General features: G+C 76.2%; 14 protein-coding genes. 11 read left to right on the top strand and 3 right to left on the bottom strand.

Features of this window, described 5'->3' with window-relative positions; genetic code table 11:
* Window position 1: 1 nt before the first annotated feature.
* Both BLS82_RS07020 and BLS82_RS07025 read right to left on the bottom strand, forming a co-directional pair.
* Complete coding sequence (locus BLS82_RS07020) at window positions 2-778, bottom strand: cyclase family protein (protein ID WP_092863322.1); 777 nt, start codon at window positions 776-778, stop codon at window positions 2-4.
* Between the two features lie 47 nt (window positions 779-825).
* A complete protein-coding gene (locus tag BLS82_RS07025; RefSeq protein ID WP_092863325.1) occupies window positions 826-1293 on the bottom strand; it encodes an NUDIX hydrolase in 468 nt (155 codons plus the stop codon).
* 89 nt (window positions 1294-1382) lie between these two features.
* Here BLS82_RS07025 and BLS82_RS07030 point away from each other — a divergent pair, with 89 nt between their 5' ends.
* The 7 genes from BLS82_RS07030 to BLS82_RS07060 all read left to right on the top strand — a co-directional run bounded on the left by BLS82_RS07030 (window position 1383) and on the right by BLS82_RS07060 (window position 9826).
* Window positions 1383-3431, top strand: coding sequence for a beta-galactosidase (locus BLS82_RS07030; protein ID WP_092863328.1), 2049 nt, complete (start codon window positions 1383-1385; stop codon window positions 3429-3431).
* A 10-nt stretch (window positions 3432-3441) separates the two neighbouring features.
* Entirely contained in the window at window positions 3442-4902 is a 1461-nt protein-coding gene (locus BLS82_RS07035; RefSeq protein WP_218123695.1) for an aldehyde dehydrogenase family protein, read from the top strand.
* Between the two features lie 182 nt (window positions 4903-5084).
* Window positions 5085-5366 (top strand): isoamylase early set domain-containing protein, encoded by a 282-nt coding sequence (locus BLS82_RS07040; RefSeq protein ID WP_092863331.1) that lies wholly within the window; start codon window positions 5085-5087, stop codon window positions 5364-5366.
* 91 nt (window positions 5367-5457) lie between these two features.
* Window positions 5458-6687: a LolA family protein gene (locus BLS82_RS07045; protein ID WP_092863334.1), complete on the top strand. Its 1230-nt coding sequence runs from the start codon at window positions 5458-5460 to the stop codon at window positions 6685-6687.
* Between the two features lie 7 nt (window positions 6688-6694).
* On the top strand, window positions 6695-7660 hold the full coding sequence (locus BLS82_RS07050) for an ABC transporter ATP-binding protein (RefSeq protein ID WP_092863337.1): 966 nt from the start codon (window positions 6695-6697) through the stop codon (window positions 7658-7660).
* Complete coding sequence (locus BLS82_RS07055) at window positions 7653-8501, top strand: ABC transporter permease (RefSeq protein WP_218123696.1); 849 nt, start codon at window positions 7653-7655, stop codon at window positions 8499-8501. Before BLS82_RS07050 ends, BLS82_RS07055 begins: the two co-directional genes overlap by 8 nt.
* Window positions 8502-8551: 50 nt before the next feature.
* Window positions 8552-9826 carry a D-arabinono-1,4-lactone oxidase gene (locus BLS82_RS07060; protein ID WP_092863341.1) on the top strand — a complete coding sequence of 425 codons (1275 nt, stop codon included), beginning with the start codon at window positions 8552-8554 and terminating at the stop codon, window positions 9824-9826.
* Between the two features lie 13 nt (window positions 9827-9839).
* Here the strand turns inward: BLS82_RS07060 and BLS82_RS07065 are convergent, their stop codons facing one another.
* Window positions 9840-10853, bottom strand: a complete 1014-nt coding sequence (locus BLS82_RS07065) for a LacI family DNA-binding transcriptional regulator (RefSeq protein ID WP_218123697.1) — start codon at window positions 10851-10853, stop codon at window positions 9840-9842.
* A gap of 91 nt (window positions 10854-10944) precedes the next feature.
* On the opposite strand from BLS82_RS07065, the gene BLS82_RS07070 reads away from it, so the two are divergent.
* From BLS82_RS07070 to BLS82_RS07085, 4 genes are read left to right on the top strand one after another with little or no spacing between them, the layout of a single operon-like run.
* On the top strand, window positions 10945-12264 hold the full coding sequence (locus tag BLS82_RS07070) for an extracellular solute-binding protein (RefSeq protein WP_176818975.1): 1320 nt from the start codon (window positions 10945-10947) through the stop codon (window positions 12262-12264).
* Window positions 12261-13232, top strand: a complete 972-nt coding sequence (locus BLS82_RS07075; RefSeq protein WP_218123698.1) for a carbohydrate ABC transporter permease — start codon at window positions 12261-12263, stop codon at window positions 13230-13232. Before BLS82_RS07070 ends, BLS82_RS07075 begins: the two co-directional genes overlap by 4 nt.
* Window positions 13232-14158, top strand: coding sequence for a carbohydrate ABC transporter permease (locus BLS82_RS07080; protein ID WP_092863351.1), 927 nt, complete (start codon window positions 13232-13234; stop codon window positions 14156-14158). The genes BLS82_RS07075 and BLS82_RS07080 overlap by 1 nt, the downstream gene beginning before the upstream one ends.
* 53 nt (window positions 14159-14211) lie before the next feature.
* A complete protein-coding gene (locus BLS82_RS07085; RefSeq protein WP_092863354.1) occupies window positions 14212-15747 on the top strand; it encodes an arabinosylfuranosidase ArfA in 1536 nt (511 codons plus the stop codon).
* Window positions 15748-15796: the final 49 nt, after the last annotated feature.

Raw genomic sequence — 15796 nt, forward strand, 5'->3', positions numbered from 1 at the left:
CTCAGCTCCTCTCGACCAGGGCGTACACGCGGGCCGGGCTGCCCGTGCCGCCGACGATCGGCAGCGGCGCGACCACGAGGACGGCGCCGCGCGCGGGCAGCTGGTCCAGGTGCCGCAGCTGGGTCAGGCCGTACCGGTCGGCCCCGAGCAGGAAGTGGTGGGCGGGGAAGGGCGGCTCGAAGCCGCCGGCGGCGCCCGCGTCGATGCCCACGGTCTCCACCCCCAGCCCGGCGACCGCGCGCTCCTGCGCCAGCCAGCGGGCGGCGGCGGCCGACGGCCCCGGCGTGTGCGGCCCCTGCTCGTCGGCGTTGAGGAAGGGGGCGGCGTCGTGCGCGCGGGCGCTCCAGCCGGTGCGCAGCAGCACCCAGCCGCCGTCGGGCAGCGGCCCGTGCTCGTCCTCCCAGGCGAGCAGGTGCTCCGGCTCGAGGAGGAAGTCGGGGTCGGCCTGCGCCTGCGCGGTGACGTCGACGACCACCGCCGGGCCGACGAGGCGCCGCGGTGGCACGCGGTCGACGCTGTCGCCGTCCCGGCCGGTGACCCAGTGCGAGGGTGCGTCGAGGTGGGTGCCGGTGTGCTCGCCGGTGCGGATGTCGTTCCACGCCCACAGCGGGCCCGCCTCGTCGAACGCGCTGACCGGCTCCAGGCTCAGCGGGCGGGTGTTCGCGAACGGCTCGGGCAGCTGCAGCACCGGGGTGCTCGGGCTGAGCGGGGCGGTGAGGTCGACGATCGCGACCTCCCCGGAGGCCAGGGCCTCCAGCAGCGGGGAGAGGACGGGCACGGTGCTCCGATCGGGCGCAGGGGGTGGGTCGGGCCGGGCGGCCCCGGTCAGGTCGCGAACCACGCGGGGGCGTGCGGGTCGGCGGCGCGGCGGACGACGTCCGTCTGCCACCCCAGGTCCGGCAGGTCCGCCTCGGCGCACCAGACGACCTCGGTGGACTCGTCGTCCGCGACGTGCGCCCGCCCGGCCACCGCCCGGCAGGCGAAGGAGTGGTCGACGAACTGGCACCGGTCGCCGTCGGGGTAGGCCGTCGGCGGCAGCGTCTGCACGCCGACGAGGCGCTCGACCACCACGCCCACGCCCGTCTCCTCCAGCACCTCGCGGGCGCACGCGCGCGCCATCTGCTCGCCGGGCTCGGGGATGCCGCTGGGCAGCGCCCACGCCCCGGTGTCGCTGCGCCGGGTCAGCAGCACGCGGCCCGCGGCGTCGCGCACGACGGCGGTCACGCCGGGCAGCCACAGCAGGTCGTGCCCGATCCGGGCGCGCAGGGACGCGATGAACTCCGGGACCGGCACCCGCCCAGGCTACGGACCCCGACCCCGGGCCGGGCGCCGGTGCGGTCGCCCGGCGCGACGGCGCGGCGCCGGAGGGCCACGATGCGCCTGTGAGCGCCTCGTGGATCCGCTGGCCCTGGCCCGAGCAGCTCCTCGAGGGGCGGCCCCCCCTCGCCTACGGCGGGGACTACAACCCCGAGCAGTGGCCCCGGGAGGTGTGGGCGCAGGACGCCGCCCTGATGCAGGAGGCCGGCGTCAACCTCGTCACGCTCGGCGTCTTCTCCTGGGCGCGGCTGCAGCCGGCGCCGGACGCGTGGGACTTCGCCTGGCTGGACGAGGTGATGGACCTCATGGCCGCCTCCCGCATCGCGGTGGACCTCGCCACCGCCACCGCCTCCCCGCCGCCGTGGCTGACCTCCGCCCACCCGGAGGTCCTGCCGGTCGACCGCTCCGGGCACGTGCTGCACCAGGGCGCCCGGCAGGCGTACGCGCCGAGCTCCCCGCTGTTCCGCGAGCTGGCGCTGGAGCTCGTGGAGCGGATGGCGCAGCGCTACGGCGGCCACGAGGCGCTGGCGCTGTGGCACGTGTCGAACGAGATGGGCTGCCACAACGCCCCGGACTACTCCGAGGCGGCGGAGATCGCGTTCCGCCGCTGGCTGGCCGAGCGCTACGGCGACGTCGAGGCGCTCAACACCGCGTGGGGCACGGACTTCTGGAGCCAGCGCTACGGCTCCTTCGAGCAGGTGCAGCCGCCGCGGCTGGCGCCGACGTTCCCCAACCCCACCCAGGTCCTCGACTTCGCGCGCTTCACCTCCTGGCAGCTGCAGGACCAGCTGCGCGCCGAGGCCGCCGTGCTGCGCCGGGTCGCGCCCGACGTGCCCGTGACGACGAACTTCATGGTGATGGGGCACACGCAGCACCTGGACTACACCGCGTGGGCCGCCGACGTGGACCTGGTCGCCAACGACCACTACGTGATGGCCGCCGACCCGGACGGCCAGCACGAGCTGGCCTTCTCCGCCGACCACACCCGCGGCCTGGCGGGCGGGCGCCCGTGGGTGCTCATGGAGTCCTCGACCTCGGCGGTCAACTGGCAGCCGGTCAACCCGCCCAAGGCGCCCGGGCAGCTGCGCCGCAACAGCCTCGTGCAGGTCGCCCGCGGCGCGGACGCCGTCTGCTTCTTCCAGTGGCGCGCCTCGCGGGCCGGGGCGGAGAAGTACCACTCCGGGCTGGTCCCGCACGCCGGGGCCGACAGCCGCCTGTTCCGCGACGCCGTCGCCCTCGGCGCGGACCTGGCGGCGCTGCGCGAGGTCGTCGGCTCCACGATCACCAACGACGTCGCGCTGGTCTTCGACTACGAGGCCTGGTGGGTGCTCGACCAGCCCGCGCACCCGAGCGCGCAGCTGCACTACCGCGAGGTCGCCGAGGCCTGGCACCGCTCGCTGTGGGAGAGCCGCGTCGGCGTGGACGTCGTGGGCCCCGACGCGGACCTGTCCGGCTACCGCGTGGTGCTCGTGCCGCTGCTGCACCTGGTGCGCGAGGAGACGGCGGCGCGGATCGCCTCCGCCGCCGAGGCCGGGGCGAGCGTCGTGGTGACGTACTTCTCCGGCGTCGTCGACGAGCACGACCACGTGCGCCTCGGCGGCCACCCCGGCGCCTTCCGCGACCTGCTCGGCGTGCGGGTGGAGGAGCTCGGCCCGCTGCTGCCGGGCACGACCGTGCACGTGCACGGGCCGTCGGTGGGCACGGCGACCGCCGGTACGTGGGTGGAGCCGGTCGACGTCGTCGACCCCGGGGCCACGGAGGTGGTCGCGCGCTACCTGGACGGCCCGCACGCCGGGGGGCCGGCCATCACGCGCGCGCGCCGCGGCAGCGGGTGGGCCTGGTACGTCAGCACCGAGCTGCAGGACGCCGGACGGCGCCGGCTGGTGGGCCGGGTGCTCGCCGACGCCGGCGTCGCCCCCGCGGTCGCGGCGTCCGAGGGCGTCGAGGTCAGCGTGCGCCGCCGCGGGGAGGCGCAGTGGGTCTTCGCGGTCAACCACGGCCAGCACGCCGGCGAGGTGGGCGGCGGCGGGCTGGACCTGCTCACCGGCACCGAGCACGCGGGCCCGGTGCCGGTGCCCGCCGGGGGCGTGGTGGTGCTGCGCCGGCCCGCCTAGGGTGCCCGGCGTGGAGGAGCAGGTGCTCCGGCCGCCCGCCGGAGCCGGGACGGGGGCCGGGACCGGAGCCGGGACCGGGGACACGACCGGGGACGCCGTCGCGGCCGAGGTCGCGCGCGTGCGCTCCGCGTTCGAGGCCGGGGTGACGCGGCCGCTGGCCTGGCGGGAGGAGCAGCTGCGCGCCCTGCGCCGCCTGCTCGTCGAGCACGCCGGTGAGCTCGAGGCCGCCCTGGCCAGCGACCTCGGCAAGCACCCCGTCGAGGCGCAGCTGACGGAGATCGCCTTCGTCGTCGGCGAGGTCGACCACGCGCTGCGCCACCTGCGCCGCTGGCTGGCGCCCGCCCCCGTGCCGGTGCCGCTGGTGCTGCGCCCGGCGCGGGCGCAGGTGGTGCGCGACCCGCTGGGCGTCGTCCTGGTCATCGCGCCGTGGAACTACCCGCTGCAGCTGCTGCTGGCCCCGCTCGTCGGCGTGCTGGCCGGCGGGAACGCGGCCGTGCTCAAGCCGAGCGAGCTGGCCCGGGCCACGAGCGCCGCCGTGGCGCGGCTGCTGCCGCGCCACCTCGACGCGCGCGCCGTCGCGGTCGTCGAGGGCGGCCGCGAGCCGGCCGAGGCGCTGCTGCGCCAGCGCTTCGACCACGTCTTCTTCACCGGCGGGGCGCAGGTGGCGCGCGTCGTCGCGCGCGCGGCCGCCGAGCACCTGACGCCCGTGACCCTGGAGCTCGGCGGGAAGTCCCCGACGTACGTGGACGGGACGACGGACCTGCCGGCCGCGGCCCGGCGCATCGCGTGGGGCAAGTTCCTCAACGCCGGCCAGACCTGCGTGGCGCCCGACTACGTGCTCGCCACCCCGGACGTCGCCGACCGCCTCGGGCCGGCCCTCGCCGACGCCGTGCGCGACCTGTACGGCCCGGACCCGGCGACCAGCGACGACTACGGCCGCATCGTCTCCGACGCGCACCTGGCCCGCCTGGAGGCCCTGCTCGGCTCGGGGCGCGCGGTCACCGGCGGCCAGGTGCGGCGCGAGGAGCGCTACCTCGCCCCGACGGTGCTCGCCGACGTCGACCCGGACTCCCCGGTGATGCAGGAGGAGGTCTTCGGGCCGGTGCTGCCGATCGTGCGGGTGCCCGACCTCGACGCCGCCATCGCCTTCGTCAACGCCCGGCCCAAGCCGCTGGCGCTGTACGCCTTCACCGAGTCGCGGACGGCGCGCCGGCGCCTGCTGGAGGAGACGTCCTCGGGCGCGGTGGGCTTCGGCGTCCCGGCCGCCCACCTGTCCGTGCCCGGCCTGCCGTTCGGCGGGGTGGGGGAGAGCGGCACCGGCGCCTACCACGGCGAGCACTCGATCGCGATCTTCACGCACGCCAAGGCGGTGCTGGCCAAGGACCTCACCCCGGACACCCTGCGGCTGCTGCAGCCGCCCTACCGGGGCGTTCGGAACGCGCTCCTGCGCCGCCTCCTGCCGCGCCGGTGAGGCGGCGGTCCGGCCGGAGCGGGGGACGCCGCAGCGGACCGGGGTGGTGCCGCAGCGGACCGGACCGGATCCGCGGAAACGCCGCGCACGGCCCGGGCGAGCGGTTAGCGTCGCGACCGCCCTGTGCCGAAGGCGTCACCGTGCACCCGCCCCGCCCGTCCCGCCGTCCCGAGGAGTCCGTCGTGATCCGTCTCCAGCGCAGCAAGGGCAGCTCCGAGGTCAAGGTCACCTTCGTCGTCGACGAGGAGGTCGCCCAGGGCCCGGTGTCCGTGGTCGGCACCTTCAACGACTGGAGCCCCTACGCGCACATCCTGCGCAGGCGCAGCAACGGCACCCGCAGCGTCGCCGTGACGGTGCCCGCCGGCACGCCGGTGGTCTTCCGCTACCTCGGCGAGCACGGCCACTGGTTCGACGACCCGCAGGCCAGCGAGCACACCCCCGAGGGCGGTGTCCTGCACGTCTGAGCCGCGCGCGGCCCGACCCCGGGCCCCGCTCTGCGCGCGCTCACAGGGCCCCGGGCTGTTCTTACCGGCGCAGGTGGCGCACAGTAGTGCCATGCGCGCGTCCCGCCCCGCCACCCGCTGGGCCCTGCCCACCACCGTCGCCGCCGCGGTCGTCGGGACCTCCCTGATCGTGCCGGCCGTCGCCAGCGCCGAGCCCGAGCTGCCGCCCACCACGGCCGCGGAGCTGCTCGAGGACCTCGCCGCCGCCGAGCCGCAGGACCACTCCGGCACGCTGGAGCAGACCACCGACCTCGGCCTGCCCGAGCTGCCCGCGGGGCAGGGCGCTGCGGGCGGCCTGTCCTCGCTCCTGGCGGGCACCACGACGGCCCAGGTGTGGGCCGACGGGCCCGACCGCTCGCGGCTGTCGGTGATCGACGACCTCGCGGAGACGACCGTCGTCCGCGACGGCCAGGACCTGTGGGTCTGGCGCAGCGACACCGGCACCGCCGCGCACGGGCGGCTGCCCGAGCAGGCCGCCGAGGCGGAGGCCGCCGCGCCGCTGCCGATGGGGGCCGCGACCCCGGCCGAGGCCGCGCAGACGGCGCTGGCCGCGATCGAGCCGACCACCGCGGTCGAGCTCGACGGCACCGCCCGCGTCGCCGGCCGCGACGCCCACGAGCTCGTCCTGTCCCCGCGCGAGGAGGGGTCGCTGGTGGGCCGGGTGCGCCTGGCCGTGGACGCCGAGACCTCCTTGCCGCTGCGGGTGCAGGTGCTCGCCCGCGGGGCCTCGGAGCCGGCGTTCACCAGCGGGTACACCGACATCGACCTCACGACCCCCGACGCCGACGTCTTCGCGTTCGCGCCGCCGCAGGGCGCCGAGGTCACCGAGCTCGACCTCCCCGAGGGCGCCGTCCCGCCCGCCGAGGGCACCGGCGGCGCGGCGGTCTCGCCCGACGCCGGCCTGCCCGGCGTCGAGGCGCCCGCCGACCCGCGCGCGACCCCGCCGCCGGCGGTCGTCGGCGAGGGGTGGACGTCGGTGCTCGTGATGCACGGCACCGACCCGGCCGCGCTGCTCGACCCCGCGGCCGCGGCCGGCGCCGCGCAGGACGGCGCCGCGCAGGACGGCGAGCCCGGCTCGGGCGGCGGGGACCTCGGCGGCGTCGGCCAGGCGCTGGCGGCCGGCTTCCAGCCGTACGCCGGGGACGCCGGCGCCGGACGGGTGCTGAGCACCTCCCTGCTCACGGTCCTGGCCCTGGAGGACGGCCGCGTGCTCGTCGGCGCCGTCGGGCTCGACGCGCTCGAGCGCGCGGCGCTCGACCCCGCCGCCGCGCCCCTGCAGTGACCGGCCGGTGACGGCCGCCGTCGCCACCCAGGGCCTGACCAAGCGGTTCCGCAGCGGCCAGGTCGCCGTGCGCGACCTGGACCTGCACGTGCCCGCGGGCGCGGTGTACGGCTTCCTCGGTCCCAACGGCTCGGGCAAGACCACCACGATCCGCATGCTCCTGGGGCTGGTGGCGCCGACGTCCGGGGACGCCGAGCTGCTCGGCGAGGCGATGCCGGCCCGGCGCGCCGGCGTCCTGCCCCGAGTCGGCGCGCTCGTGGAGGGCCCGGCCTTCCACCCGTACCTGTCGGGACGGGACAACCTGCGCCGCGCCGACGCGGCGGACCGCACGGTGGACCCGCGCACCTCGGCCGCCCGGATCGACGCCGCCCTCGAGCGCGTCGGGCTCTCGGCCGCGGCCACCAAGCGCTACCGCGTCTACTCCCTGGGCATGCGCCAGCGCCTCGGGCTCGCCGCGGCGCTGCTGCGCCCCCGCGAGCTGCTCGTGCTCGACGAGCCCACCAACGGCCTGGACCCGCAGGGCACCCGCGAGGTGCGCACGCTCGTGCGCGAGCTGGCCGCCGACGGCGCCACGGTCTTCGTCTCCACCCACCTGCTCGCCGAGGTCGAGCAGCTGTGCAGCCACGTCGGGGTGATGAGCGCCGGGCAGCTCGTGGCGCAGGGCACCCTCGCGCAGGTCACGGCCGCGACCGGCACGCGCGTGCGGGTGGAGGCCCGCGACCCGCGGCGGGCGGCGGCCGTGCTCGCCGAGCACGGCCTGAGCCCGGCAACGGGTACCACCGGCGCCGCGGCCGGCTCCGCGGCCGACGGCGGGGCCGTCGTCGAGGCCGAGCTGGCCGGCGCGGACCCGGAGCGCCTCCTCGCCGCCCTGGTGGCCTCCGGGGCCGGGGTGCGCCAGTTCGCGCTGCAGCGGGCGACGCTGGAGGACCTGTTCGTGACCCTGACCGGTGAGGGGTTCGACGTCCGTGCCTGAGGCGGGGACGGGGCCGGTCGCGCTGCGGGACCTGCGCCTGCTGCGCTCGGAGCTGCGCCTGGTGCTCACGCGCCGGCGCAACCTCGTGATGCTCGCGGTGCTGGCGCTGGCCACCACGCTGATCGGGATCGCGATCGAGGTCTCCAGCGCGGACGCCGAGCCGGGGGAGGGGCCGCCGTTCCTGGCGAGCATCACCGAGAACGGGATCTTCCTGGCCTTCACCGCCCTCGTCGCGTCGCTGCCGGTGTTCCTGCCGCTGGCGGTCTCGGTGGTCGCGGGGGAGTCCGTGGCGGGGGAGGCCAGCACCGGCACCCTGCGCTACCTGCTGGTCACCCCGGTGGACCGCACGCGGCTGCTGGTGGTCAAGCTGCTCGCGATCGTCGTCTTCGGCCTCGTCGCCGCGCTCGTCGTGGCCGCGACCGGAGTGGTGGTCGGGGCGCTGCTCTTCCCCGTCGGCCCGGTGCCGCTGCTCAGCGGCGTGACCGTCCCGTACGCGACGGGGCTGCTGCGCGTGGCCGCCGTGGCCCTGTACGTCGCGGCGATGCTGGCCACGGTGGCCGCCCTGGGCCTGTTCGTCTCCACCCTGACCGAGGTGCCGGTGGCCGCGATGTCGGCGACGGCGATCACGGTGGTCCTCGCGGAGATCCTCGACGCGGTGCCGCAGCTGGAGCCGATCCACCCCTGGCTGTTCACCCACGACTGGCTGGCGTTCGGGGACCTGCTGCGCGACCCCGTGCGCTGGGACGGCGTGCTGCACGGGCTCGCGGTCCAGGGCGGCTGGATCGCCGTCCTGCTCGCCCTCGCCTGGGCGCGCCTGACCAGCCGGGACGTCACGAGCTGAGCGCCGCCGGCGGCTCCCGCGGCGCCTCGCGCGTGTGGTGGGATGCCCGCGTGGGCGAGCGGGGGAGCAACTGGGCCGGCAACTACACCTACCGGGCGTCGCAGGTGCACCGCCCGCGCACGCTGGAGGAGCTGCAGGAGGTCGTCGCGCGCGCGCCGCGCCTGAAGGCGCTCGGCACGCGCCACTCCTTCAACGGCGTCGCGGACACCGAGGGCGCTCAGGTCAGCCTCGCCGACCTGCCGCGCCGGGCCGAGCTGGACGCCGACCCCGAGGCCGGCACCGGCACCGTCACCGTCGACGGAGGCAGCAGCTACGGGGCCCTGGCGGTGGCGCTGCAGGAGCGCGGCTGGGCGCTGCGCAACCTCGCCTCCCTGCCCCACATCTGCGTCGCCGGGGCCGTCGCGACCGCCACGCACGGCTCGGGCGACGGCAACCGCAGCCTCGCCGACGCCGTGCGCGCCGTCGAGCTCGTCACCGGCGGCGGGCAGCTCGTGCGCATGACGCGCGAGGACGACGCCTTCGCCGGCGCGGTGGTGCACCTGGGCGCCCTCGGGGTGGTGACGGCGCTGGAGCTGGAGGTCGTGCCGACCTACGACGTGCGCCAGGACGTCTACGAGGACCTGCCGTGGGACGTCGTCCACGAGCGCTTCGACGAGATCACCACGGGTGTGTACAGCGTCAGCCTCTTCACCGCCTGGTCACCGCGCGGGGTGGACCAGGTGTGGCGCAAGAGCCTCGTGCCGGCGGGGAGCGCCGGCTCCGCTCCTCCCGACCTGTTCGGGGCCCGCCCCGCCACCCGGGCCCGCCACCCGCTGCCCGGCATGTCGGGGGAGAACTGCACCCCGCAGGGCGGGGTGCCGGGCCCCTGGCTGGACCGCCTGCCGCACTTCCAGCTGCGGTTCACCCCCAGCAGCGGGGAGGAGGTCCAGTCCGAGTACCTGCTGCCGCGCTCCGCCGTCCACGACGCGCTCGCCGCGATGCGCGGGCTGCACGAGCGCGTGGCCCCGCTGCTGCAGGCGTGCGAGGTGCGCACCGTCGCCCCCGACGACCTGTGGCTGAGCCCCACCTGCGGGCAGGACAGCGTCGGGATCCACTTCACGTGGCAGCGGCGCCAGGGCGAGGTCGAGCGGGTGCTGCGCGACGTCGAGGCCGCCCTCGTGCCCCTCGGCGCCCGCCCGCACTGGGGGAAGGTCTCCTGCGTGCTCCCGCACGAGCTCGCCGCCCCCTACGAGCGGCTGGAGGACTTCCGGGCCCTCGCCCGCCGCCTGGACCCGCAGGGCACCTTCACCAGCGGCTTCACCCGGCGCGTGCTGCAGCTGGGCTGACGGGCCGGGCGCGTCAGGGGGCGCTCTCGCGCACCACGAGGCGGTGCGGGGCCACCGCCGTGCGCGGGGGCAGGTCCGCGTCGTCCAGGCGCGAGGTGAGCAGGTCCAGGGCCGCGGCCGCGACGAAGGCGCGGTCGATCGCCACGGTCGTCAGCGTGGGCGCCGAGTAGGCGGCCTCGGGCAGGTCGTCGACGCCGACCACCGCGACGTCGTCCGGCACCGAGCGCCCGTGCCGGCGCAGCGAGCGCAGCGCGCCGAGCGCGAGGACGTCGTTGCTCGCGAAGACCGCGTCGACGTCCGGGTGCTCGGCGAGCAGGGCGTCGGTGGCGGCCTCGCCGTCCTCGCGCGTCCAATCCGGCACCGGGCGCGCCAGGCCCGGCTCCGCGCGCAGGCCCGCCTCCTGCAGCGCGCTGGCCCAGCCGAGCTGGCGCTGCTCGGCCACCGAGGCGGGGCGCTCGGTCTTGGCCCCGACCATCGCCACGCGCCGCCGCCCGCCCGCCAGCAGGTGGCGGGTGGCGGTGCACGCCACGTCGACGCTGTCGATGCCGACGCGGTCCACCGCGGCGTGCGCGGCGTGCTCGCCGAGCAGCACCAGGGCCGTGTCGTGGCGGGGGGCGGTCAGCTCCTCCTCGGCCATCGCCAGCGGGGAGAGGACCAGCCCGTCGACGAAGCGGACGCCGAAGCCGTCGGCGGCCTCCCGCTCGCGCTCGAGGAGCCCGTCGGTCTGCTCGACGAGGACGGTCAGGTCGTGCGCCCGCGCGGCGGTGACGAGGTGCCTGGCCAGGTCCGCGAAGTACGGCATGTCGATGCCCGGCACGGCGAGCGCCACCAGCCCGCTGCGCCCGCGCCGCAGCTGGCGCCCCGCGGCCTGCGGGCGGTAGCCCAGCTCGTCGACCACCCGCTGCACGCGCTCGCGGGTCTCGGCGCGCACGTGCACGTAGCCGTTGACGACGTTGCTGACGGTCTTCGGCGAGACGCCGGCGGCCAGGGCCACGTCGCGCATGGTGGCGGGTCGCCGGGCGCTCACGGCGATCAGTCTCGCGCGACCCGTCCTTGACAGGCGACCGAACCCTGCGCGACCGTGCGTTTACCACGGTGTAAATCGGAGGGGGCGGTCGATGACGACCAGCAGGTCCATCTCGCGGCGCGCGTTCCTGCGCGCCGCCTCGGCGGCGGCCGGGGGCGCCGCCGGGGCCGCGGCCCTGTCGGGCTGCGGGCAGGGCGCCGGTGCCGGCGGGCGCACCCCGCTGGCGTACTGGAACTTCTTCACCGGCGGCGACGGGGAGCGCATGGTCGGCCTCGTCGAGGCCTACCGCGACCAGGCGCCCGACGTCGACGTCACGGACACCACGCTGATGTGGGGCGCGCCGTACTACACGAAGCTGGCGATGGCCTGCGCCGGCGGGCGGGCGCCGGACCTGGCCACCCTGCACGCCTCCCGCCTCGCGACCTTCGGCGCCGACCTGGTCGACGAGTGGGACCTGGACGAGCTGGCCGCCCGGGGGGTGACCCCGGACCAGTTCCCCGAGCGCGTGCGGGAGCGCGTGAGCGTCGACGGGCGCCTGATGGCCCTGCCGCTGGACACCCACCCGCTCGTGCTCTTCTACAACACCGAGGTGTGCGAGCAGGCCGGCCTGCTCGGCCCGGACGGCGCCCTGGCGCCGATCTCCGGCGCCGAGGCCCTCCTCGACGCCGGGCGGCGCGCCGCGGAGGTGACCGGCGCGAACGGCATCGCCGTCGGCGCGGCCGACGCCCTGGCCACGTGGATGGTCTTCTGGTCGCTGTTCACCCAGCTCGGCGGGGTGGTGGAGCTGCCCGACGGCGGCCCGGCGCAGGTCGACCGCGACGCGGCGGTGGAGGCGATGGCCTTCCTGCAGACCATGTGCGACGGGACCATCGCCTCGAGGACCCTCGACGGGCCCGCAGCCCCGGCCAGCTTCGCCAGCGGGCAGGCCGGCTTCCTCCTCATCGGCCCGTGGGAGGTCGTCACGGCGCAGAACGCCGGCGTGCCGTTCTCGATGACGCAGTTCCCCGCGGTCTTCGGCGACACCCCGTTCGTGCGCGCCGACAGCCACAGCCTCGTCCTGCCGACCCAGGCGGACGTCGACCCGGCGGCGCGCAGCGCCGCGTACGACATGGCGGTCTCGATGCTCACCAACAGCCTGGACTGGGCCCGCGGCGGCCACATCCCCGCGCTGTCCTCCGTGGCGCAGAGCCCGGAGTACCTCGCGCTGCAGCCGCAGTCGAACTACCGGGGGGCCGCGGACGTCGTGGCCTTCGACCCCGAGGCGTACTTCTCCGGCTCCGGGTCGACCCTGATGTCGCGGGCGGGCCAGAGCCTGCAGGGCGTGACCTCCGGGGCGCTGACCCCCGAGCAGGGGGCCGACGACCTCATCGGCTGGCTCGACGCCCAGCTGACCCTGGGAGCCCCGCTGTGAGCGCCGTCGGGGCGCCGGCGACCACCGGCGCCGCCGCGCCGGGCGCGATCGTCTCCGGCCGCGCGCCGCGCGCCGCGGCCCGCCGCCGTGGCCGCCACGGCCTGAGCGGCGGCCGGGGAGGGTTCTGGTTCGTCCTGCCCTTCCTGCTCGTCTACGCCGCCTTCACCCTGTGGCCGCTCGTCCACGGCCTCGGGATGAGCTTCTTCGACACCAGCCTGATCAGCGACGACTCCAGCTTCGTGGGGCTGGCCAACTACGCGCGGCTCTTCGACGACCCGCAGGTGTGGCGAACCCTCGGGACCACCCTGCTGTTCACGCTCCTCAGCACGGTCCCGCTCGTGCTCGTCGCGCTCGTCATGGCGCTGCTGGTGCACACCGGCACCCGCGGGCAGTGGTTCTGGCGCTTCGCGTACTTCGCGCCGTTCCTGCTGCCGGTCGCCACGGTCGTGCTCATCTGGCAGTGGCTCTTCCAGGGCGACTTCGGCCTGCTCAACGCCGCGCTCGGCTGGGTCGGCCTGGACCCGGTGGGCTGGACCACGGACCCGGACGTCGCGCTGTGGTCGACCGTGCTGCTGACCGTGTGGTGGACCGTCGGGTTCAACTTCCTGCTCTACCTCGCGGCGCTGCAGGCGATCCCGGCCACCGTGTACGAGGCCGCGGCCATCGACGGCGCGGGCGGCTGGCGGCGGCTGTTCTCCATCACCCTGCCGCTGCTGGGCGTGACCACCGGTCTCGTCGTCACGCTGCAGGTCCTGGCGTCCCTGAAGCTGTTCGACCAGGCGTACATCCTCTACGCCGGCAGCGGCGGCCCCGGCGGGGCGGCGGCGCCGATCCTGCAGCACGTCTACGACACCGGGTTCGTCAACTACCGCCTCGGCTACGCCTCGGCGATCTCGTACGTGTTCTTCGTGCTCGTCCTCGCGATCGCCCTGGTGCAGGCGCGCATCGCCGCCCGGAGGAGTTCCTGATGGCCGTCCCCGCTGCCACCGCCCTGCGCTCGCCGCGCCCCCGCGACGCCGAGGCGGCCCCGCCGCGGCGCACCTCGCAGGGGCCCTCGAAGGCCCAGCGCGCCTCGCTGCTCACGCGGATCGCGCTGGCCACGGGCCTGGCCGTCCTCGCCGTCCTGTGGCTGGCGCCGCTGGCGTGGGCGCTGCTCACGTCCCTGAAGACGGAGGCGGACACCACCACGGTGCCCCTGGAGGTGGTGCCCGACAGCGGGTTCACCCTGCAGGCGTACCGGGCGGTGCTGGGCGACGACGACCTGGTCACCTGGTTCGTCAACAGCACCGTCGTCGCGGTCGTCGTCACGGCCGCGACCGTGGCGCTGTCCGCGGCCGCCGCCTACGGCTTCTCCCGCACCCGCTTCCGCGGGCGCACCGCGCTGTTCGCGCTCACGGTCGCGGGCATCATGATCCCCCCGCAGATCCTCATCGTGCCGCTGTACCGGCAGATGCTCTCGTGGGGCACGGCCGACACCTTCGCGGGGATCATCCTCCCGCAGCTCGTGGCGCCGGCGATGGTCTTCATCCTCAAGAAGTTCTTCGACGGCATCCCCACCGAGCTCGAGGAGGCCGCCCGCGTCGACGGCGCCGGCTCCTTCCGGATCTTCTGGCAGGTCGTGGTGCCGCTGTCCCGCTCGATCCTCGCGGCCGTGGCGATCTTCGTGTTCATCAGCGCCTGGAACAACTTCCTGTGGCCCTTCATCATCACCTCCGACCCGGAGCTGATGACCCTGCCCGTCGGCCTGGTGCAGGTGCAGAGCAGCTTCGGCGTCCGCTACGCGCAGGTGATGGCCTCGGCGATCCTCGCCGGCCTGCCGCTGGTGGTGGTCTTCATGCTCTTCCAGCGCCAGATCATCCGCGGCGTCGCCACCACCGGCCTCGGCGGCACGTGAGCAGCCCGACCCGCCCCGCCGACCCGACCCCCCACCCCTCCCGGAGGACCCCCGTGCCCCGCGCCCGCCTGACCATCGACCCCGACTTCACGCTCGCGCCCGTGCCGCCGCGCCTGTTCGGCTCCTTCGTCGAGCACATGGGCCGCTGCGTCTACACCGGCATCTTCGAGCCGGGCCACCCGAAGGCCGACGAGGACGGCCTGCGCACCGACGTCCTCGACCTCGTCCGCGAGCTCGGCCCGACGGTCGTGCGCTACCCCGGCGGCAACTTCGTCTCCGGCTACGAGTGGGAGGATGGCGTCGGCCCGCGCGAGCAGCGCCCCCGCCGCCTGGACCGCGCGTGGCGCTCGATCGAGACCAACCAGTTCGGCCTCGCCGAGTTCGACCGGTGGGCGCGCCGGGCGGGGGCCGAGCCGATGATGGCGCTCAACCTGGGCACCCGGGGGGTGCAGGAGGCGTGCGACCTGCTGGAGTACGCCAACCACCCCGGCGGCACGAAGTTCTCCGACCTGCGGCGCGCGCACGGCTCCGCGGAGCCGTTCGACGTCCGGCTGTGGTGCCTGGGCAACGAGATGGACGGCCCCTGGCAGACCGGGCACAAGACCGCCGCCGAGTACGGGCGCCTGGCCGCCGAGACCGCCCGCGCGATGCGCCAGGTCGACCCCACCGTGGAGCTGGTGGCCTGCGGCAGCTCCAGCCGGGCCATGCCGACCTTCGGGGAGTGGGAGCGCGTCGTCCTGGAGGAGACCTACGACCAGGTCGAGCACGTCTCCGCCCACGCCTACTACGAGGAGCGCGAGAGCCTCGGGACCGGCGACTTCCTCGCCAGCGCGGTCGACATGGACGCCTTCATCGAGTCCGTGGTCGCCACCGCCGACGCCGTGCGCGCCCGGGGGCGGCACACCAAGACGATCGACATCTCCTTCGACGAGTGGAACGTGTGGTACCAGGACCGCTGGCGCTCCACGCCCCGCGCCCGCGGGGAGGGCGGCTGGGAGGTCGCCCCGCGGGTGATCGAGGACGAGTACACGATCACCGACGCCGTCGTCGTCGGCACGCTGCTGAACTCCCTGCTGCGCCACGGCGACCGCGTCACCGTCGCCTGCCAGGCGCAGCTGGTCAACGTCATCGGCCTGCTGCGCAGCGAGCCGGGCGGGCCGGCGTGGAAGCAGACCATCGCCCACCCCTTCGAGCAGGTGCGCCGGCGCGCCACCGGGCAGATCCTCGCCGTGCGCACCCGCAGCGACCGCTACGAGACGTCGCAGTTCGGGGACGTCGACGTCGTCGACGCCTCCGGCACCTGGGACGAGGACAGCGGCACCGTCTCCCTCTTCCTCGTCAACCGCGACCTGGCCGAGGCCGCGGACGTCGAGGTCGGGCTCGCCGGGTTCGCCGACGCGCGCGTCGCGCACGCCGCGGTGCTGGCGGCCGGGCCGGGCCAGGACCGGCACACCGCCAACACCGAGGCCGACCCGGACGCGGTGCGCCTGCGCCCGCTCGAGGGCGTGGCCGTGGACGGGCGCACCGCGCGCCTGAGCCTGCCGCCGCTGTCCTGGGCCGTCGTCCAGCTGAGCGCGCGCCGCGCCTGAGGCCGGTGGGGACCGGTGGCCGCGGGGGAGCCACCGGTCCCCACCCCTG

It is taken from the genome of Quadrisphaera sp. DSM 44207, from assembly GCF_900101335.1.
Taxonomy (GTDB): domain Bacteria; phylum Actinomycetota; class Actinomycetes; order Actinomycetales; family Quadrisphaeraceae; genus DSM-44207.